Below are 18455 nucleotides of genomic sequence, written 5' to 3'. Positions count from 1 at the left end.
GTTTACAATGAGACGCGGAAATTTCGGAACAATCATCGCAACCATCCCACTGCTTTTGTCCTTCACCGGGTGCGCATCACCGGGACTGCACGTCCAATCAGAGCCAGGAGGCGCCGAGGTGTACTTCAAGTCCTCAGAAGGCACTTTGACCAAGATCGGTACAACACCGATCAGTGTGGAGGCGAACAAGCTGCCACCTACTCGGAATGCCTTTCAAATCACCCTGTCAAAAGATGGCTACCTGTCCGAGAACTTTGTCATCCCTGCTGCGAAAGTGCCACAAGACACCCAGATCTCTGTGTCTTTGCGCGAAAACAGCAAAAAAACTGAAGACCGGCTGGATCACGTCGCCAGTAACGTGGCCTTGATCCAACAACACATCCGAAACAAGGATCTGGAACGTGCCGAACAGACACTGCACTTGATGGTGACACAGTATCCTGACGTGGCCACATTCCATGAACTCTTGGGTAATGTCTTCTATCTTAAAAAAGATTTGACGCAAGCCCTGGACTCTTACAGACGGGCCGCAAATCTCAATCCGAAAAACATCGAAACACGCAACATGATTCAGCGTCTGAGCCAGTACCAATCCGGAGGTGAACTGTGAGCATCTTCCCTCTTTCCATCCTGGTGGCCGTCGGCTTCTTTTCGGCAGCCATCATGTATCTTAAACAAAACGTCCATTCCTACCTGGATATCGTCGCGCTGCTGATGGTTCTGGGAGGCACCTTGTCCGTCGGTATGATGACCATGCCCTGGGATCTGCGCAAAGACCTGAAGCTGGCACTGCAGAAACTTTGGAAAAAGACGGCCCCGAACTATCAGTCCGCTCTGGAGGACTGCCTGGCCACCATGAAGGGGCAAGTGCCCACCACAACCGAGGGACAACTGCACCGTCGCATTCTTTTGGATGGGATGGAACTGCTGTCTCTGGGGGTGCCCTCGGAACGACTGCAAAAAATTCTTGAAGAACGTGTGCATCAATACGGTCGCCGCCAAAAGAAAATCGCCAATGCCCTGCGCAGTCTGGCGAAATATCCTCCGGCATTCGGCCTGATGGGAACAGTTCTTGGGCTGGTGAACGTGATGAATGGTGTATCAAAAGGACTTTCCGGAAAACAAACTGCCTTTGAAATGGCCCTGGCCCTGGTCGCCACCATGTATGGACTGGTGCTGGCCAATCTGGTTCTGAATCCTGCGGGCGAATTGATTCAAAAGAAAGCCGCTGATGAGGAGGATCTGGGACATCTGGCAGTTCAGACACTGCTGCTGATGGCCGAGAACACACCTTTGCTGGAGGCCCAGGAAACATTGAATTCCTATGCTCCAGAGGAGCAGCAACTTCATTTGAACTCGGCAGGATTGGAGAGCTAATGAGACGCACTGACGAAGTCGATGTGGATAGTGAAGGTACATGGGCGATCAGCTATGGTGACATGGTCACCCTGCTGCTGACCTTCTTCATCGTGTTCTTCTCTATCAATCCCAACGAACAAGAAACCGAATATCGCAACGGGGTGCGAATGGCTTTGCTAAAACATCTGCAGAGTCAGGAGGACCACAGCGTCGCTTATGACCAGGGAAATCACATTCTGGTGGAGTTCCCGGGCATCTCATTTTTTGATTCAGGAAAAATTGAAATGACGGACTCTGGTCGTCTGGTGCTGCAGGAATTCATCAAGACCTATCTGCCGTATGCGGGTCAGTACAAGGTCGGAATTCGGGCCTTTACAGACCATAAAAAAATCAATCCCCGGAAGAATCATCGCTTCAAAGACAATCTGGAACTCAGCGCTCTGCGCTCCATTGCGACAATGCGTATCCTTCAACGTTCTGGTGTGCCCCTTGAACGTATTCAGGTGGGTGGTTACGGAGAGCTGACCGTCACCGCCGAAGAACTGGCAAAAATCAGCCCCGACGTCAGAGCCCCGGCTTCAACGCTGGATCTGGCCCGCAAAATTGTTTTGGTTATCCAACCGGAGGTTTTATGAAACATTCCATTCTCAGCAAGATGCTGATCCTTATTGCTGCGGTGCTAGGCTGTTTCCCGGCTGTGGCCCAGAATTACAAACACCCACGGGTGGTGGAGCTGGAAAAATCCCTTTCACAAGAGGCCCTAAGTCTTCTGAAAGGACGCTTCCCCCAACATCCCTTTATCGTGACCGTGGCCATCGATCCTCTGATGCGGGATGTGCAAAGAAAAACCTCGGACAAACTTCCTTACTATGACCTGCGCGACGAAGAAATTCTCGACGAATGGGATGACCCAAATCTGTCCAATGCCGCATTGTTAACACGAGTGAAAAAAACGATCGTCAGTGTCTCTGTCACCAACACTCTTTCAGAAGATGAAGTTGGCGAACTGAAGTCGGCCCTGGCAAAAAATCTCAGCCTGGTGGAAGCCCGCGACACCGTCGAAATTCAGCGCCGTCAATGGAGCCGTCTTGAAGACAATCAGACTCTTTTCAATGTCTGGCTGCCCTTGGGCCTTGCGGCTCTGTTGTTAATTATGGCCGGCATCTGGGGAGCAACTTGGTTCGGCGCCAAGCGCCTTTCAGGCTCACTGCAAGAAGGCTTCCGCGAAGCAGGCAAGAATGCCTCTGCGTCTTCGACGGCTCAGACAATGCCAATGCCGACGCTTGAGACTGCTGAAAAAAATCCGGGCCCCTATCGCAGCGGCGACATCCGTTTCAACGATCCCATTAAGACACGCGAGACCCTGCACGCGGGCATTCAGATTCTAAAGGACAACGCCTCGTTCCCAAATCTGGAAGATATGATGTTACTGCAAAATTTTGCTGAAGAATACCCGGCCTCTTTCGGAGCCTTCCTGGTGGAGTTCCCTTTCGACTGCCGTCAGCAGATTTTCAGTCTTTCATTTGGGGACACTTGGCTGCGGGCTTTAAGCGAGCCCGGAGAAGTCGACAGCCACTGCATCGACATTCTGAACAAATGTCTGCGCATCACGCGCAATGAACTGCAAAAAGAATGGCAGAACCTGCTGATCATGATCTGGCGCCTGGACACTCGCCGCACTGAATTCTTTAAAGGCCTTCCTCGCACCGAAGCGTTCTCAATCCTGGCTCATCTGCCTCGTTCGTTCTCATTACAGGTGGCTCGTGAAGTTTACCCGGGAGCCTGGGGTGTTCTGTTGGATCCATCTCACACTCCGGCGCCCCTTAAAAGCGATCGCATCGCGGCTTTGTGCCAGCGTGCTTTGGAATTAGCCCCTTTGCAAAACGTGCAGATGCTTGAGCGCTACAAAAACCAGAAGGATCTTTTAAGCTACCTGAAGATCGTCGATCCGCAGATTGAAAAAGAGATCTATCAAGCTTCTGGCAATCTGAATCTGACAGAAATGCGCCCGGCATTCTATCCCGTCTTTGAATTGACTGAAGCACAGATGGATATTCTGGTTCCGCGAATCAAAGTGGAAGAATGGGCTCTGGCTATGTTCAACGTGTCTCGAATCGAACGCAAAAAAGTGGAAAGTCGTTTTTCAGATCGTCAGCGCATGCGCTATTTTGAACTGCTAAAACACTTCGATATGCAGACACCAGCCACACAACGTATTGGTGATGCCCGCGAGCGCGTGGCCCATGCGATGAAAACACTGCCCACAGAAATTGCAACGATCCCGACAAACGAGCAGGAACAGGCTGCATGAGAAAACTAAAAATCACCCTTATCTCTCTGGGCCTGTTACTGGGAGCCTCACAAAGTCTTGCCGAGGGGAAGCTGGATCTGATGTTTGGCGGATTTACCATCAATGCCAGCACCGACAACGGCTCTGGCAGCATGTCCGGCGTCGGCAGCTATCTGGTAGCATATCGCTATCCCCTATCTTCGTCCTTGGAGCTGGGGTTGGGATATTCCCTGAATGCCACAGAAACCTTTGGTGGTGATCTGGGCTACGGGCCGGATCTGGGACTTGCCTACTTCCCTTTAACCACCACGTCGACCACCGAGTTTCACAATAAGGACACAGCCATCAGAATCAGCCCCTTATGGCGACCGTACTTTTCTTTGTCCTTTCATCAGCGCCAGTTCCAGTCCACACAGACTTCTTATGGCGGATTTGGTTTGGCCGTCGGAGCAGAATACCAATGGCGACCGGATCTGAGCGTGAAAGCCGAAGTCCGGGGCTTGGGCCTTTCCGGCCCCTCCAATAGCAAGGCCACCGAGTTTGACGGTTTTGTCGGCCTCAGCCTGCCGCTGTAAACACAAAAAAACCCGTCTTGTTAAAGAGACGGGTTTTTAGTGGTTCAAATTTTAAGAAGAATACTAGCGACGGCCGGATTTGATCTTCACTTGAAGCTTGGAGATCAAGTGAACCGCCATTTTTTCCTGAACTTTACACATTTTAAGTTCGTCGCGGCGGTAAGATCTTTGAGAAGGAGTCAAAGTTCCTGTCTCAAGTTCCATCTCGTAATCCAACTTGGAAGAACGGATGCCTTCGAGCTCTTTCGTCTGAGTTTTGAAAAGCTTCGTCACGCCAGAAAGAGGAGCTACTTCGATCCACTCTTCTTTTCCACGGTACCAGCTGACCATTCTCAAAAAGCGAGCTTTATTCTTAGCCAATGTGAACTTCGGGAAACCTGTGTCTGGAAGTTCCAGGATGTTTTCCACTTCATCCAGATTCAGGTCATCTTCTTCACCTTCCATCAGAAGGTTGTCAGACAGGCTCGCCAGTAGAGCGGTTTCCTGTTCTTCATCGACATCTACGTCGAAGGCCGATTTTTTCACCTCTTTTTCGTTGTCTAGGTCAGAGTCCAAATCTGTGTCGATTTCGTCGGCGTGCATGTTAGTGCCTGGATTGATCAAAACGAGCCTCCCCAATAGTGCTTTTAAACGTCTAGGTGATTTAAAGTGGCCCAGTTATATCGCAACTTTTGAAATGACACAATATGTTAATTGCATGAAAAAAGGTGAATTTTGCAGAAATACGGACTCGAAATCGAGAGCTTTTTGCATTTTCATATCCAATTTTCATGCTGAAACTTTGGGCATCTTCTTTATCTCACCGCAATCACATCCACGCGAAAGCCTCCGGGCCTTTTCCAAAAATGTGAGTTCGACGCTTTAATCTGAATTCGATAAACAGGCCGTCCATTCAGCCATGTTTCGCGCACACCACCGGACTTTAATTCTCCGGGCAGTCGCTGCTCCGGCCACTCTCCGGTTCCATCCGCATACTGAATGACAACGTCTTTGATCTCGATATTATTTCGCGTTCCCACCAAACGGATACGAACAATACGATTCAAATCAACGCGAGGAAAAAAGTCGAAGGTGCGAGTCCGAAACCGCCCCGTGTCCCCACCACCTAATGAATAAGGAATCTCCTGTCGAGGTGGAGGTTTCGGTGGAGGATTGGGATTCGGACTGGGCTCCCCAGGATAGGGTTCATCCGGCAACGGCAGAGGCAGATCCTGCTGCGCCTGCGCCCCCAGAGTGGCAAAAAGACTTATGACTGCAAACAAAACAAGAATCCATTTCCCCATCGCGGCCTCCTTAAGTCTTTGAACCTAGTCGAGCGCAACGGGGTTTGGAATGGAAGATGGGTGAAACTGTCTGAAATCAATCCCAGCGCATGTGTTTCACGGATTCGCCGGAATCACGCAGCTCACGCAAAGAATCAATGCCGATAGCCAAATGCTTCTCTACAAAGTTGGCGGTCACTTTCCTGTCACTTTCTTCGGTCTTAACTCCGTCTGGAATCATCGGGTTGTCAGACACTAGCAACAAAGCCCCGCGTGGGATCTCATTCACAAAGCCCGTCACAAAGATCGTGGCAGTTTCCATGTCCACGGCCATAGCACGTGTCTTGGTCAAATAGTCCTTGAAGTTTTCGTCATGTTCCCACACACGACGATTGGTTGTATAAACCGTACCCGTCCAATAATCACAGCTGTGTTTTGCAATCATGGTGGAAACGGCCTTTTGCAGACGGAAGGACGGCAATGCCGGGATTTCTGCCGGAAGGTATTCATTACTGGTTCCTTCGCCACGGATTGCCGCGATCGGAAGAATGAAGTCACCCAGTTGGTTCTTTTTCTTGATACCACCGCATTTACCCAGGAACAAAACGGCCTTGGGATTGATTGCAGACAACAAGTCCATGCAAGTCGCGGCCAGGGCGCTGCCCATGCCGAAATTCAGAATGGTGATGTTTTCAGCCGTAGCACTCTGCATTGGTTTGTCCAAACCACGCACGGGGACATTAAACTGCTCAGCAAACATTTTGACGTAGTTGCCGAAGTTCGTAAGCAAAATATACTGGCCAAATTCATTCAGTGGCACGCCTGTGTAGCGAGGCAACCAGTTATCAACGATTTCTTTTTTTGTTTTCATGCTACTCCCATTATTTTTCTTCAATTGGTAAATTGGTTTAAGCTAACATGATAATCCACAGAAGAAAAGGGGTCCGATTATGAGTTCTTCGCAAAATCACATTCTGATGGAGATTCCTCCCCGCCTGGTGTCCGTGGGCGGCCCGCAGGTTCACCGACTGATTCCCTATGCCAAGAAAAGAATGGTAGGCCCTTTCATCTTTTTTGATTATTTCCCGGCCACGGACTTTGCCGCAGGTGACGGACTCAATGTCCGCCCTCATCCCCATATCGGCCTTTCCACCCTGAGCTATCTGCTGGAAGGTCAGGTGCTTCACCATGACAGCCTGGGCAACAGGCAAGTTTTACTGCCTGGCGATGTCAACTGGATGACTGCAGGACGCGGCATTTCCCATTCCGAGCGCCTTCCTGAGTCCGTCCAGGGTAAAGCCCACCGTCTGCACCTGCTGCAGTTCTGGGTGGCCTTGCCACTGTCGGAAGAAGATCGCCAGCCCAGCTTCACCCATCATGAAAAGTCCCTTATTCCCAACTTCCAGGTCGATGGTGCCAACGTCACCCTGATTGCGGGCGAGGCCTTCGGCAAAAAATCCCCCGTCGATGTCTATTCCCCGCTGTTCTTCATGGATGTAAAGCTTGGGCAGTCTGACACCTTCACCTTTGATCCGGGCGATCAGGAACTGGCGTTCTATATCATCAAAGGCCGACTGGACATCGATGGCAAAGAGATCCCACCTGATGACTTTGTCGTTCTGGAGCAGGGCTCGTCCTTGAAGGTCACCGCCCTCGAGGACACACAATTCATCGTTCTGGGAGGAAAACCCTTCCCTGAACCGCGTTATATCTATTGGAACTATGTTTCATCCTCGCGTGAAAAAATTGAAGCGGCTAAAAAACAATGGCGAGAGTTGACCTTCCCGCAGGTTCCCGGGGAAACTGACATTATACCACTTCCTCCCGAGCCCGCTGGCTCTTAAGATGAAGGAGAGTCGCTTGTTTAAATACGTTTTTATTTCCATCACACTACTGGCTTTAGCAGGTTGTTCTTCGGCCCCCAAGGACTCCTCGGCACAAAATGAAGAAACCTTTGTGCCCAATTGGGAAACTCATGCGCGCGACGCTGAAGTGATGTCTGGCAAAGGGCCGGAGCCCGCTTCAGATTCTTCGCTCAGCAGCCCCCAGAACCAGGTCAGCGAACAAGCTTTGGAAACCCAGCAATTTGCCACCATTCATTTTGCCAAACTGGGAAAAGAACTAAAGGCGGGTCAGGGAAAATATTTGAATGAGCTCTTCAGGATTCTGAAAATTACAGGGGCCCAACAGGCCTCGGCTCTTCGCCAGATCCGCTCCCTGTATGAGGGCTCTTCCAGTCCCGCTCAATTCAGCCAGGATCTGTGGAGCTGGCACCAGCGACGCCACTAAAAAAGGCCGGTTTCTCAACCGGCCTTTTTCTTATAACACCAGCTCTTTGGGAATGCCCTTGGGAATCGCTCCCAATAATTTTTTGGTATATTCATGCTGCGGATTTTCATAGATGCTTTGAGCCGTGTTGTGCTCGACAATCCTGCCTCCGAACATCACCGCCACCTCATCGGAAATAAATTTCACCACCGACAGATCGTGCGAAATAAAGATATAGGTCAGATTCATCTCATCCTGCAAATCCAGCAGAAGATTCAGAATCTGCGCCTGAATGGAGACATCCAAAGCCGAAACCGACTCGTCACAGACGATGAAATCCGGGCGCACCATCAAGGCGCGCGCAATACTGATGCGCTGTCTTTGTCCGCCGGAAAACTCATGAGGATAACGATTCATCATCGAAGGATTCATGCCGACTTTCTTCAACATCTCTGCAGCGATTTCACGGCGCTGGTTATTATTGTCCCCGATATTGTGAATCTGCATCGGCTCCATCAGAATGGTCCCAATTGTCATGCGCGGATTCAACGACGCATATGGATCCTGAAAGATGATCTGCATTTTCTTACGAACAGGCATCAGTTGACGGGCATCCATCGCCGAAATGTCCTGGCCATCATAGATAATCTGTCCCCCCGTGGGTTCAATCAGCCGCAGGATCGTGCGCCCCAGCGTCGTCTTACCGCAACCAGATTCACCCACCAGTCCCAGCGTTTGGCCTTTTTTCACCTGGAAACTGACACCATCCACGGCTCTGGTCCAAGACTGCACACGCCCCAGCAAACCACCAGTGTGAGGGAAGTGAGTTTGCAGATCCTTGACCTCCAAAAGAACCTTGTCTTCTCGAGCCACTGCCGGAGCCCTCACTTGCGCCTGAACCGGAGCTTTGATCTCCTCACCCTCGGCCGTCATAAAATCACTTAATGTCGGCAGACGTTCCGGGTTCTTTTCCAGGGACGGACGGCAAGCTAAAAGACCCTTGGTGTAGGGATGTTGGGGCTTTTCGAAGATGTCCTTCGAACGCCCGCGCTCCACGATTTCACCCTTATTCATGACGATCACTTCGTCGGCGATGTCCGCCACCACCCCCAGATCGTGGGTGATAAACAATAAACTCATGCCGGTTCTTTGCTGAATCTCTGCTAAAAGATCCAGGATCTGTTTTTGAATCGTCACATCCAACGCCGTCGTCGGTTCATCACAGATTAAAACATCCGGATTGCAGGCAATGGCCATGGCGATCATGATTCTTTGGCGCTGCCCGCCGCTGAACTTGTGAGGATAGAAATAAAGTCTTTCTTCAGGACGTGGAATGCCCACCTGCTTAAGCAGGTCCAGTGCTTTTTCCAGAGCCTGGGGTTTGCTCAACCCTTGATGCAACATCAGGGTTTCAGTGATCTGGTCTGCCACAGTCAGGACCGGATTCAAACTGGTCATTGGCTCCTGGAAGATCATGGAAATACGCGCGCCTCGGATGCTGCGCATTTTCTTTTCTGAACACTTCAACAGATCCTGACCTTCAAACAGGATCTCACCTTGGGTGATTTTACCGGGATTTCCAATCAGCTGCATGATGGCCAGCGACGTGATACTTTTACCCGAGCCGGATTCCCCTACCAACCCCACTGTTTTACCTTTGGGAATGGCAAAAGAGATGTCTTTCACGGCTTTGACCAGACCATCTTCGGTCTTAAATTCGACGGCCAGGTTGCGGACTTCAATGATATTTGTGCTCATAAATTTCGACCTCTGGATAGAGACTTTAGCACCACTCCGGTGGAAAAGGTCCACTGTTCCCCCATCCCTGAACTTTGGTCAATAAAAAGGGATCGTGAGTCTTAATTGGTTTTCAGTACCGTGTTTGACTCAGAATAGAACACTCTGCTGCACGAGCACCCCTTCCGCCTTGGCGGGAACAAAAAAACTCTCTTTTGGTACAGAAAGTCCAAGCATGAGCCGAAGAGAAACTCATCAACCACACCTTTAGAGGACAACTTAACTCGGAGACTGGACATGAAGTTTTCATCTAGAATCGCCGCACTGGTTGCAATCACTGTGCTTTATTCACCGACCGCCTCGGCCACTCGTGGCAATACCGAGGCTGGCATCTGCACGGATTGTTTCGTGAACACACCATCCGGCCCTCGCATGAAAGACAACATGCAGTTTGTCGCGACTGTTATCACGGACATCAATAAAAACCTAAAATGGGGACCGAAGTGCAACAACTTCGCCAGCGGAACCGAGTTGGGTCAGTGGGGGCACTATATCCGCGAGGACTACATGAAGGGTTCTTACCCGAACCTTGAAAAGGGTTCACCGGACATTCACCGCGTCTGCCCGACTTATTCCAAAATGAAACCGACTGACAAAGCCAACTTCTGGGTGTTGGTCTTTAATGCCATGGCCAACTATGAAAGTACCTGCAACAAAAACGCACCCGCCAAGGGCCCCAATGGCAGTCTTTATGGTCTGATGCAGCTTCACGTTGGCAAAGAAGGTGTTTACGCCAAAGACTGCAGCAACGGCGACAGCAAAACGCCTTCGGATACGTTCTCTTGCACCTTCAGCATGCTGGACGGTCAGCTTCGTCGCGACGATGCCCTGTTTAGCCGCAAATCCTATTGGGATGTCCTGCGCCCTCAAGCCAAAAGTGGAAAATCCAAGAAGATCGCTAAATCAATTTCAGCTTACACTCCTTGCCACGATGAGAAACGCTTGAACGCTAAGAAGCGCAGCGAGTTTGAAGACAATGAAGAAATCTTCCAAGCTCTTGATGTCATGGATGTGCCAGACACTGGCTTTGGCATCTACGACATCTAAACTTCTGAGCCCTGTTTGAACTTTCGCTTCAAACAGAATACGGTACTGGTTTTCACAAGCTCCTTGAGTTTCATTTTCTTGATCCAGAAAATGAACTTAAGGAGTATTTGACCAATGAATGATTCTGCTATTCCCGTATTTAAGATGCGTCCGCTACCGATCACGACCTCCCCTTTAGCCCGAGAAGAGATCCGCAGCCTGCTTCAGACCATCGCACAGAATCTATGTAACAACAAAAACGACATTCAGGTCAGCTACGTCGAAGGTGACAAAACCACAGTCTATCGTATCGAAGTCCCCGAGGATCTGCGTGGGCGTCTGATTGGCGCTAACGGAAAAACCATCAACGCTCTTCGCGTGCTTCTGGCTGCCGTCGCAGGCACTCACGGCTTTCGCGCTGTGATTGATCTGGTACTTTAAGGCTTGGCGCGCGCCGTCAAGGTCGCTCCCAGAGCGGCCTTGGTGTTCGATTATAATGTACGAACAATTATCCGAACATGTGTACTGACATCTTTGCAATCCCTCACATTTACCGTGTACTTGTGAAACACGAGTTGATAAGAGGTCAGATGCCCATGAAGACTTTGAATAAATTTTTCCACAAAAAGTTTGAAGAACGTCGAGCTGCCAACCCACGTTTTTCCCTACGCGCCCTCGCCCAACGGGTGGACATATCCCCCGGACATCTCTCTGAAATCTTCAATAACAAGCGTCCCGTATCTTCTGCGAACTTTGAGAAGCTGATCACAGGATTGCGCTTAAGTCAGGAAGATCACGATGCGGCCCTGCAGCTGTTTGAGGCTGAGAAGAACCGTAAGAAAGCCACCTATTCGATTGAGCGCGTTCTGACAAAGACCGAGTTTTCGGAAGTGTCTGGCGTGGATTTCTTTTTGGTGCTTGCGGCAATGGATCTGCATGCAGACCTGTGTGACATTGAAAGTATTTCAAACGAAACCGGCGTCAGCATAGAAAAAACAGTTCTGATCATGGACAAGCTGGAACAACTGGGATTGATTGAGCGCCACAGCGATGAAACTTTCTCCAAAGCCGTGCGCAGCCTGTCCTCTGAAAGCGACATCCCGAACTTCGATGTGCAAAAATTCCATATGGAAGCCATGCGAAGAAGTTCTGACATCTTCCATAAGGTTCCTACCGACCAGCGTGATATGGTTTATGTGACCATGGCGGTAAATCCAAAGAACCTGCCTGCTGCCAAGAAAGAACTTGAGAAGTGCTGGAAGAAGGTTTACAGCAAACTTTCCCAAGGTGAGTGCACCGAAGTTTATACTCTGGGAATGCAGCTGCTTCCCGCAACCTCCAAGGAGATGGCATGAGATATCTGATCGTTTTTGCTTTCCTTTTGGCAGCTCCCACGGCCTTTGCACAATACGTGGTTCGTAACGGCGGTTACGTCGTCAGCTGCCGCAACCAGGTCCCTTTGGCCTTGGAAGTCGCTGAGGCTCAGGCGCAGGGACTTACCATGGACTACTCTCCCGCTCGCTCTTTCCAGGTAAAAGTCAGTGATCTGATTGGGCGCATTCGCCCTGTGAATCAGGAAAAAGCTGCGAAGTACACCCGCTGGCTGCAACAGTGGCCACAACAAGTTCGCTGGCATGCTCGCATTGAGATGACAGGCCCGAACGATCAGGGGGCCATCCAATTAAAGCCCGGCTGTCGTATGCGTATTGCGATTGTTCAGACCAACGAAAGTCGTTTTGGTTTCCAGGAGTATGCGATTGATTCTCTGCTGTGGCAGTCTTTAGACGAAGATCAAAAAGCGGCTTTGGTCATGCACGAGTTCATCTATCGTGACATTCTGGAAGAAAACCCAGACTCCAATTCAAGCTGGGTTCGTCATATCAACACGCGAATTCACTCGCTGGACTTCCAGTTCCGTGATCGCCGAGCTTTCACAGATTTGATCAATTCCTTTTAATTATCGGCAGCTGGCGGAAACCAGCTTCTGAAATTCCGCGTCTGTCTTAAAGCGGAAGATCACATCCCCGTCACTCATATAACGGAAAAGATCCTTGTTACGCAAGGAACAGGATCTTTGCCCATCACGCAGGACAGAGCTTCCGGCACTGTTCTGCGACGGATCCTGATTCAGCGCAAACCCCACATCCAGAATCTGCCCTCTGTAGCCGGTGATGGTAACGCCTCCGCCATTTTTCTTTGAGACCTTATCCACCGTCACCTTGCTCGCACCTGAAATCGATTTCAACACTGCTTTGTTCATATCAAAGACAAAGCGATCGCCGGTGACGTGCTCAATGATCAGCTCTTGGGTTTCCTCGTTCCATTGATAGTTCATTTTAGTTTGCTTGCGCGGGAACATGTAGAAATCACGCGCCCCGAACTGCCCGTCCGTGCCGTAAGCGTTAAACACCATGAACATACCGTCGGCGGTTAAAACATAATCACGGTAAACCATATCCTTGTAAGCATCGGTCGGTGACACTGACAGCATGCAGATTTCAGCCTGATCCAACCAGGCTCGCTGAAGCAAGGTGCCCCCTTTGGTTTCTGCCATGGGCTGACAACTTTCTGGGGCCGGGGCGGCTTGGGCCATCGCTGTAAGGAACAGTGCTGTCGCGAAAAGTACCACTTTCATCAAGACCTCCTGCAATCGGTGACTTTCAGATTACAAGTGTCACCCAAGCGGTCAACGAACCAAGACCTTAAGATGTTTCTGAGAAATACGTCGAACAGATAAAAAGCGCAGTTCCGGCCTAAGGTTTGACTGGCCCTCCTGCCAAAGGCCCAATTGATTTACCACCAAGGAGGTCTTCCGTGAAATGCTTGAAAACTCTCGTGTTCTTAACGTTACTTGCTCCACTGGGCGCGGCCGCCCAGGTCGAATCGCGCATGGATTTTGGGATGCTTCCCGTGTCTGCAACACGCACCCGTGACATGCTTTTGACTAATTACAACTCCACCGTACTTCGTGGCATTTCACATACAATTTCCGGTGACAGCTTCTCGGTTCAAAGCGATTGCCCTGAACAACTTCGCTCTGGGTTGTCCTGCCGCTATCGTATCACCTTCTCATGCTATCGCGAAGGATACCAGTCCGGGACTCTGGCTATCTTCACGTCCGATAAAGACTATGAAGTGCATCTATCCGGAGTCTGCAATCGCATCCACACTCCGGAACCTCGCCCACCGGCTCCTCGCCCTTAAAAGGGCCTCTTTGAAAGGCGACTGGGGCGACCACAGTCCCCACAGGGAAGCCCGCGAAGGCCCACTTTTTCAAGGGGCCCTCTCAGCGCGGTTTCTTTGGCATGTTTCGTGGCGAAATAGACCGTTTCGCCACTGTAGGAGTATTTATTGTCCCTGTCCAAGCGAGTAACCTTTTTCCCCGTCAAAAAGATAAAGATTCTCTGTCTTAATCACCTCGATATTGGTGCGGCTCAATTCGCGCATCAACATCCACAAGACGGCATGATTGCTGACTCCCTGCTCTTTTGCCACTAGACGACATCTCCAGTGGTCCGTTTTGAAGGTCTCCTTCATGCCCTGCGGAAACACCTTCACACCTCTGTTGGTGATCATCTGCAGCGACAGAGGAAGGCTTTCAATAGCCGATTGCAATCGCTGCGCCAGAAGGTCCGGGTCCCGGTTGTCTTCCTGCACAAAGACATCGACACCGACAAGTTCTTTACGAGCGGCCGCTATATTCTTTTTTCCATACTTCAGATTCAAAGGGGCCTCATCGGAGTAGCTGGCTTTCTGCAACGTCACCGGTTCCTCACCAAGACGTTCCGCGACCGCGTTGGCGAATTCCTTGGTCCCGACTTTCTTCTTACTGACGCCCTCTTGGTAGATGTCATAAGTATGAGCACCATCTTCCATCGTCTTCAGCCATGCATTATGAATCTTTTGCGCCACTTTGCCCTGTCCCATGTGCACCAACATCTGAACCGATGCCAGGATAAGACCGCTGGGGTTGGCCAAATCCTGTCCTGCCCGTCGGGGGGCTGAGCCGTGAATAGCCTCAAACATGGCGCAGTTTTCACCGATGTTCGAAGAGCCCGCAAGCCCCACCGATCCGGCGATTTGCGCGGAGATATCGCTGAGAATATCGCCGTAAAGGTTCGGTGTGACGATCACGTCGAATACTTCTGGCGTATCGGCCATTTTTGCAGCGCCGATATCGACGATCCAGTGTTCTTTCTCCAGAGTCGGATACTCGGCTCCGATCTCATCAAACACCTTATGAAAAAGACCATCGGTCATTTTCATGATGTTGTCCTTGCTAAAGCAGGTCACTTTTTTGCGGCCCGAGCGTCTGGCATATTCAAAAGCATAGCGCACAATTTTTTCACAGCCCGGTCTGGTGATCAGCTTCAGGCATTGATAGACCTCATCCGTCTGACGGTGCTCGATACCGGCATACAGGTCTTCTTCGTTTTCTCGAATGATAACCAAATCCATACTGGGGTGTTTGGTCTTTACAAAAGGCGCATAGGAACGACAAGGCCGCACATTCGCATAAAGCCCCAGAGCCTTTCGAACAGTCACATTGAGACTTTTAAATCCCCCACCCTGAGGCGTCGTAATAGGAGCCTTTAGAAAAATCTTGTTATCAACCAGTTTGTTCCACGATGACTCTTCAATACCAGCATCAAGTCCGCGGCGATAAACCTTCTCCCCAATCTCAATGGTGTCAAAAGCCAGGTCGGCCCCTGCCAGCTCAAGTATACGAAGGGTCGCTGCCATAATCTCAGGTCCGATACCGTCGCCGTGGGCCACTGTAATTCTTGGCGTGCTCATTTGATGATCTCCTTTTCTGAGACCATTTTGGAACATCTCAAACATTATTAAAAATAGATAATTTAGTTCATTGTTATCTATAAAATAGATATAATAACGGAATGCAAAGGCTCAACCATCATCACCTTTATGTCTTCTGGATCTTCTCACGAACCTCCAGCTTTACCCGAACAGCTGAAGCCTTGTCGATTGCCCAATCGGCAGTCACCTCGCAGATCAAGCTGCTCGAAGATGCTTTGGAGCTAAATCTGATTGACCGAAAAAATCCCCGCCGTCCTCAGATTACGGAGGAAGGAAGAAAGGTGCTGGAATACGCAAATTCAATTTTTGAATCCAGCCGCGAACTGATTAACTGGGCCACCAAGGGGTCACTGCCCAACAAACGAACTCTTCGTATCGGCGCCATTTCCGGGCTGTCGAGAAACTTTCAGTTTGAATTTATTCAACCGTTAATGAAAGACGCAAATTTGAAATTCGAGATCACAACAGGAGACCAGGAGAATCTGATACGCCTGCTGGTCGAGCACAAGCTCGATGTGGTTCTTTCCTCGCGCAACGCAGATCCGGACCACAAGATTCAGCTTCATTCGCACGTCATCACCAAGTCCCCTTTACTGCTGGTCATGCGAAAACAGTCGAACAACAAAAGAAAAAAAGATCTGAACTCGATCCTGACCACGCATGCGCTGTTTACACCCGGAAGCCACTTTGAAGCCAAGCCCGAGCTGGACGCCTATCTTGAAAAATTCAAACAACTGCGAATTGCCGGAGAGATCGACGATGTGGCCTTGTTAAGAATTCTGGCACTTCGATCAGGTGAAGTCGTGGCGATGCCAGAAATGGGCATCCAGAGCGACCTTGCATCCGGAGAAGTTGAGGTTCTTCTAAAAATCTCCCAGATCGAGCAGAGATTCTACGCCATCACCAGACAGAAGAAAGAACCAAACGCCGACGTCCGCCATCTGATAGCCAAAATGAAAAAAGAACTATAAGCAAAGGCCCCCATCTAGGAATAAGCAGTCGGCAGTTGTGCCCGCGCTAAAAAGGGCCAGTGGCACTTTTTAGTGTCGAGCGCCTAGGAAAAGAGCGCTCGATCCGCGATTTTCCGCGTCCCGCCGGAGCAAGCATCCAAGATCGAAGCAGAATTAAAAGGAAAAAGAGAAGAAGGATGGTGCAGTCGGCAGGCACCGCAAATGCCAAATGCCCTTTAATTCGATCTCACAATTCACCGCATGAAGTGTCCATTTCAGTCCATTACTGTCCATTTTCAGAGAGATATTCAATACTTGCAACGCGTGGTGTATCCAAAGCTGTCCATTTGAGTCCATTACAATCCACGCCATGCGGTTATTAGACTCGGTTATTAGACTATGCTAATTCGGCATGCATGACACTCACTGATTTGAAACTCAGGACACTCAAATTCTCCGAGAAAGTAACGCTATATCCAGATGGTGGCGGTCTCTATCTAAGGGTCTCAAAAACCAAAATGCGCTGGCAGCTTTCCATAAAAAAGAACGGGGTTCTACAGCACTTTTATGGGGGGTATTATCCGGAAATCAGCCTGGCCAAGGCCAGAAAGTGGGCTTCAGAAACCCGCCAGCTGAAAGAGTCGCTCCCAGAGCTGTCGCCTCAAGAAGTCACCCTGGGTTTTTACGTGGCCGACTACCGCAAGAAAATGCTGAAGGATAAGAAAAAGCCCGCCACTCTTAAAAAGTACGATCTTCGAACCAGCAAATACTTGGGGCCTTTGTTCACGACAAATATCCGGGATATCGATTCAAAAAAAATACTCGAGATCCTCATGGCGATCGAAGATAAAGGCAAATACGATGCTTGCAGACAAGTCTTGTGGATGACTTCAAGCATATTCCTTCGCGCAAAGATCGCCGGGATTCGACAAGACAATCCTTGTGAAGGACTCAGCGAAGCCCTTGCTCTTCACAAGTCGAAATCACGGGCCGCGGTAATTGACGTCTATGATTTTGGACAACTGCTTTTCGATATTGATCAGTCGAAATCCTGCTTTCACGTTAAGTCAGCACTACAGCTCAGCCCCCTAGTCGTAACCAGACCGGGGGAACTTCGCCTGGTGCACGAGCGTGAAATCGACTTTAACCGTGCTCTTTGGACCATCCCTGCAGAAAGAATGAAGATGGGGGAGGACCTGATTGTCCCTTTGAGCAAGCAGGCTTTAAAAATATTCGAGGATCTGGCGGCAGTAGCGGTGTCCCCGCATCTGTTCACGATGCCAAATCTGAAAGGGCGGACCACAAAGAAGGATGGGGCAGCGCCGGATCCTCGCCCGTTCTCAGAGGACACCCTCCGCAAAGAGCTGAAAAACCTTGGATACTATGGCGCTCATATGGCCCAGAAGAATCTCCCCAAGGGGGCGAAGTTCCACACCCCACACGGGTTCCGAGCCTCCTTCAGAACGATCTGCGATGAGGTTCTTGAGTGGCGGACAGACCTTCTGGAAGCCCAGCTCGCCCACAAGGTGAAGGACACCAATGGGCGCGCATATAACAGAACTAAACACATCGAAAAGAGAATGGAGATGATGCAGGCATGGGCCGACTTCTGCGACGTCCTAAAGACTAGGGATTCTGACCTGATTGATGCCGATATTAAAAATAAAAAGGGGCTAATCTAAAGCCCCTTTGAGTTTATCCTGCAGATACTTTTCAATCTGATCTCTGCGCCAGACTGACTTCCTATGATAAGATTCCACCGGCTTCGGAGCCTTCCCCTCACTCATCAACTTATAAAGCTGTGAACGACTCACCCTCAAAGACTGCAACACATCAGCTAGGAACATGATGTTCGGTGATTCTATGACGTTCACGGCGGCCGGTTGATTATAGTTATGAACCGAAGGACCCACTGCCACCTCCTGAAACTGTAATTGCTTCTTTCATCTCAACTGCGCTCCATTCTTACATTTCAAAACGTAATAGTTTGCGAAATATTCGATCCCACCTTTATCTTTACAGAATCTTTCAGCACTCTCTGTGGTATCGAGCGTTGGATTGTCGGAACCAAAAGGATTTAACCTGTGACAACCCGAACAAATGACTAAGT

The 18455-nt window shown here is 50.0% G+C and carries 21 protein-coding genes; 14 read left to right on the top strand and 7 right to left on the bottom strand.

The window, feature by feature from the left end; genetic code table 11:
• Nucleotides 1–7: 7 nt before the first annotated feature.
• From ACZ50P_RS05440 to ACZ50P_RS05420, 5 genes are read left to right on the top strand one after another with little or no spacing between them, the layout of a single operon-like run.
• Nucleotides 8–610 (top strand): hypothetical protein, encoded by a 603-nt coding sequence (locus tag ACZ50P_RS05440; protein ID WP_464134094.1) that lies wholly within the window; start codon nt 8–10, stop codon nt 608–610.
• The gene (locus ACZ50P_RS05435) at nt 607–1377 is read left to right on the top strand and encodes a motility protein A (protein WP_464134092.1); all 771 of its coding nucleotides are present in this window, start codon (nt 607–609) and stop codon (nt 1375–1377) included. Before ACZ50P_RS05440 ends, ACZ50P_RS05435 begins: the two co-directional genes overlap by 4 nt.
• Nucleotides 1377–1994, top strand: coding sequence for an OmpA/MotB family protein (locus ACZ50P_RS05430; protein ID WP_464134090.1), 618 nt, complete (start codon nt 1377–1379; stop codon nt 1992–1994). The genes ACZ50P_RS05435 and ACZ50P_RS05430 overlap by 1 nt, the downstream gene beginning before the upstream one ends.
• On the top strand, nt 1991–3670 hold the full coding sequence (locus ACZ50P_RS05425; RefSeq protein WP_464134088.1) for a hypothetical protein: 1680 nt from the start codon (nt 1991–1993) through the stop codon (nt 3668–3670). Before ACZ50P_RS05430 ends, ACZ50P_RS05425 begins: the two co-directional genes overlap by 4 nt.
• Entirely contained in the window at nt 3667–4224 is a 558-nt protein-coding gene (locus tag ACZ50P_RS05420) for a hypothetical protein (protein WP_464134086.1), read from the top strand. The genes ACZ50P_RS05425 and ACZ50P_RS05420 overlap by 4 nt, the downstream gene beginning before the upstream one ends.
• 63 nt (nt 4225–4287) lie before the next feature.
• Here ACZ50P_RS05420 and ACZ50P_RS05415 read toward each other — a convergent pair whose 3' ends face one another.
• From ACZ50P_RS05415 to ACZ50P_RS05405, 3 genes are all read right to left on the bottom strand, one after another.
• Nucleotides 4288–4827, bottom strand: a complete 540-nt coding sequence (locus tag ACZ50P_RS05415; RefSeq protein WP_464117745.1) for a hypothetical protein — start codon at nt 4825–4827, stop codon at nt 4288–4290.
• Between the two features lie 191 nt (nt 4828–5018).
• On the bottom strand, nt 5019–5507 hold the full coding sequence (locus ACZ50P_RS05410; RefSeq protein ID WP_464134084.1) for a hypothetical protein: 489 nt from the start codon (nt 5505–5507) through the stop codon (nt 5019–5021).
• Nucleotides 5508–5583: 76 nt separating this feature from the next.
• Nucleotides 5584–6357: an AMP nucleosidase gene (locus tag ACZ50P_RS05405; RefSeq protein ID WP_464117749.1), complete on the bottom strand. Its 774-nt coding sequence runs from the start codon at nt 6355–6357 to the stop codon at nt 5584–5586.
• Between the two features lie 79 nt (nt 6358–6436).
• On the opposite strand from ACZ50P_RS05405, the gene ACZ50P_RS05400 reads away from it, so the two are divergent.
• Together ACZ50P_RS05400 and ACZ50P_RS05395 are read left to right on the top strand one after the other, a co-directional pair.
• Nucleotides 6437–7330, top strand: coding sequence for a pirin family protein (locus ACZ50P_RS05400; RefSeq protein ID WP_464134081.1), 894 nt, complete (start codon nt 6437–6439; stop codon nt 7328–7330).
• 16 nt (nt 7331–7346) lie between these two features.
• Nucleotides 7347–7775 carry a hypothetical protein gene (locus ACZ50P_RS05395; protein WP_464134078.1) on the top strand — a complete coding sequence of 143 codons (429 nt, stop codon included), beginning with the start codon at nt 7347–7349 and terminating at the stop codon, nt 7773–7775.
• Nucleotides 7776–7805: 30 nt separating this feature from the next.
• Here ACZ50P_RS05395 and ACZ50P_RS05390 read toward each other — a convergent pair whose 3' ends face one another.
• On the bottom strand, nt 7806–9512 hold the full coding sequence (locus ACZ50P_RS05390) for an ABC transporter ATP-binding protein (RefSeq protein WP_464134077.1): 1707 nt from the start codon (nt 9510–9512) through the stop codon (nt 7806–7808).
• A 276-nt stretch (nt 9513–9788) separates the two neighbouring features.
• Here ACZ50P_RS05390 and ACZ50P_RS05385 point away from each other — a divergent pair, with 276 nt between their 5' ends.
• From ACZ50P_RS05385 to ACZ50P_RS05370, 4 genes are all read left to right on the top strand, one after another.
• Nucleotides 9789–10598 carry a hypothetical protein gene (locus ACZ50P_RS05385; RefSeq protein ID WP_464134074.1) on the top strand — a complete coding sequence of 270 codons (810 nt, stop codon included), beginning with the start codon at nt 9789–9791 and terminating at the stop codon, nt 10596–10598.
• A gap of 114 nt (nt 10599–10712) precedes the next feature.
• Complete coding sequence (locus ACZ50P_RS05380; protein ID WP_464134072.1) at nt 10713–11018, top strand: KH domain-containing protein; 306 nt, start codon at nt 10713–10715, stop codon at nt 11016–11018.
• Nucleotides 11019–11173: 155 nt separating this feature from the next.
• Entirely contained in the window at nt 11174–11932 is a 759-nt protein-coding gene (locus ACZ50P_RS05375; protein ID WP_464134070.1) for a TIGR02147 family protein, read from the top strand.
• Nucleotides 11929–12534: a hypothetical protein gene (locus tag ACZ50P_RS05370; protein ID WP_464134067.1), complete on the top strand. Its 606-nt coding sequence runs from the start codon at nt 11929–11931 to the stop codon at nt 12532–12534. Before ACZ50P_RS05375 ends, ACZ50P_RS05370 begins: the two co-directional genes overlap by 4 nt.
• On the opposite strand, the gene ACZ50P_RS05365 is transcribed toward ACZ50P_RS05370, so the two are convergent.
• Complete coding sequence (locus ACZ50P_RS05365) at nt 12535–13212, bottom strand: hypothetical protein (RefSeq protein ID WP_464134065.1); 678 nt, start codon at nt 13210–13212, stop codon at nt 12535–12537.
• Between the two features lie 179 nt (nt 13213–13391).
• Here ACZ50P_RS05365 and ACZ50P_RS05360 point away from each other — a divergent pair, with 179 nt between their 5' ends.
• On the top strand, nt 13392–13781 hold the full coding sequence (locus tag ACZ50P_RS05360; protein ID WP_464134063.1) for a hypothetical protein: 390 nt from the start codon (nt 13392–13394) through the stop codon (nt 13779–13781).
• Nucleotides 13782–13925: 144 nt separating this feature from the next.
• On the opposite strand, the gene ACZ50P_RS05355 is transcribed toward ACZ50P_RS05360, so the two are convergent.
• Nucleotides 13926–15374 carry an NADP-dependent isocitrate dehydrogenase gene (locus ACZ50P_RS05355; RefSeq protein ID WP_464134061.1) on the bottom strand — a complete coding sequence of 483 codons (1449 nt, stop codon included), beginning with the start codon at nt 15372–15374 and terminating at the stop codon, nt 13926–13928.
• Between the two features lie 101 nt (nt 15375–15475).
• On the opposite strand from ACZ50P_RS05355, the gene ACZ50P_RS05350 reads away from it, so the two are divergent.
• Nucleotides 15476–16366 carry a LysR family transcriptional regulator gene (locus ACZ50P_RS05350; RefSeq protein WP_464134059.1) on the top strand — a complete coding sequence of 297 codons (891 nt, stop codon included), beginning with the start codon at nt 15476–15478 and terminating at the stop codon, nt 16364–16366.
• Between the two features lie 395 nt (nt 16367–16761).
• Nucleotides 16762–18027, top strand: a complete 1266-nt coding sequence (locus ACZ50P_RS05345) for a tyrosine-type recombinase/integrase (protein ID WP_464134057.1) — start codon at nt 16762–16764, stop codon at nt 18025–18027.
• Here ACZ50P_RS05345 and ACZ50P_RS05340 read toward each other — a convergent pair.
• Nucleotides 18019–18258 (bottom strand): helix-turn-helix transcriptional regulator, encoded by a 240-nt coding sequence (locus ACZ50P_RS05340; RefSeq protein WP_464134055.1) that lies wholly within the window; start codon nt 18256–18258, stop codon nt 18019–18021. The genes ACZ50P_RS05345 and ACZ50P_RS05340 overlap by 9 nt on opposite strands.
• Nucleotides 18259–18455: the final 197 nt, after the last annotated feature.

The sequence above is a fragment of the Bdellovibrio sp. CKG001 genome (assembly GCF_055397465.1).
This window is presented reverse-complemented; position numbering and strand designations above follow the sequence as displayed.

Coding starts and splice junctions, on each gene's coding strand:
- ACZ50P_RS05440 (WP_464134094.1), top strand. CDS start 8: ATGAGACGCGGAAATTTCGGAACAATCATCGCAACCATCCCACTGCTT.
- ACZ50P_RS05430 (WP_464134090.1), top strand. CDS start 1,377: ATGAGACGCACTGACGAAGTCGATGTGGATAGTGAAGGTACATGGGCG.
- ACZ50P_RS05425 (WP_464134088.1), top strand. CDS start 1,991: ATGAAACATTCCATTCTCAGCAAGATGCTGATCCTTATTGCTGCGGTG.
- ACZ50P_RS05420 (WP_464134086.1), top strand. CDS start 3,667: ATGAGAAAACTAAAAATCACCCTTATCTCTCTGGGCCTGTTACTGGGA.
- ACZ50P_RS05410 (WP_464134084.1), bottom strand. CDS start 5,507: ATGGGGAAATGGATTCTTGTTTTGTTTGCAGTCATAAGTCTTTTTGCC.
- ACZ50P_RS05405 (WP_464117749.1), bottom strand. CDS start 6,357: ATGAAAACAAAAAAAGAAATCGTTGATAACTGGTTGCCTCGCTACACA.
- ACZ50P_RS05400 (WP_464134081.1), top strand. CDS start 6,437: ATGAGTTCTTCGCAAAATCACATTCTGATGGAGATTCCTCCCCGCCTG.
- ACZ50P_RS05390 (WP_464134077.1), bottom strand. CDS start 9,512: ATGAGCACAAATATCATTGAAGTCCGCAACCTGGCCGTCGAATTTAAG.
- ACZ50P_RS05385 (WP_464134074.1), top strand. CDS start 9,789: ATGAAGTTTTCATCTAGAATCGCCGCACTGGTTGCAATCACTGTGCTT.
- ACZ50P_RS05380 (WP_464134072.1), top strand. CDS start 10,713: ATGAATGATTCTGCTATTCCCGTATTTAAGATGCGTCCGCTACCGATC.
- ACZ50P_RS05375 (WP_464134070.1), top strand. CDS start 11,174: ATGAAGACTTTGAATAAATTTTTCCACAAAAAGTTTGAAGAACGTCGA.
- ACZ50P_RS05370 (WP_464134067.1), top strand. CDS start 11,929: ATGAGATATCTGATCGTTTTTGCTTTCCTTTTGGCAGCTCCCACGGCC.
- ACZ50P_RS05365 (WP_464134065.1), bottom strand. CDS start 13,212: ATGAAAGTGGTACTTTTCGCGACAGCACTGTTCCTTACAGCGATGGCC.
- ACZ50P_RS05355 (WP_464134061.1), bottom strand. CDS start 15,374: ATGAGCACGCCAAGAATTACAGTGGCCCACGGCGACGGTATCGGACCT.
- ACZ50P_RS05350 (WP_464134059.1), top strand. CDS start 15,476: ATGCAAAGGCTCAACCATCATCACCTTTATGTCTTCTGGATCTTCTCA.
- ACZ50P_RS05345 (WP_464134057.1), top strand. CDS start 16,762: ATGACACTCACTGATTTGAAACTCAGGACACTCAAATTCTCCGAGAAA.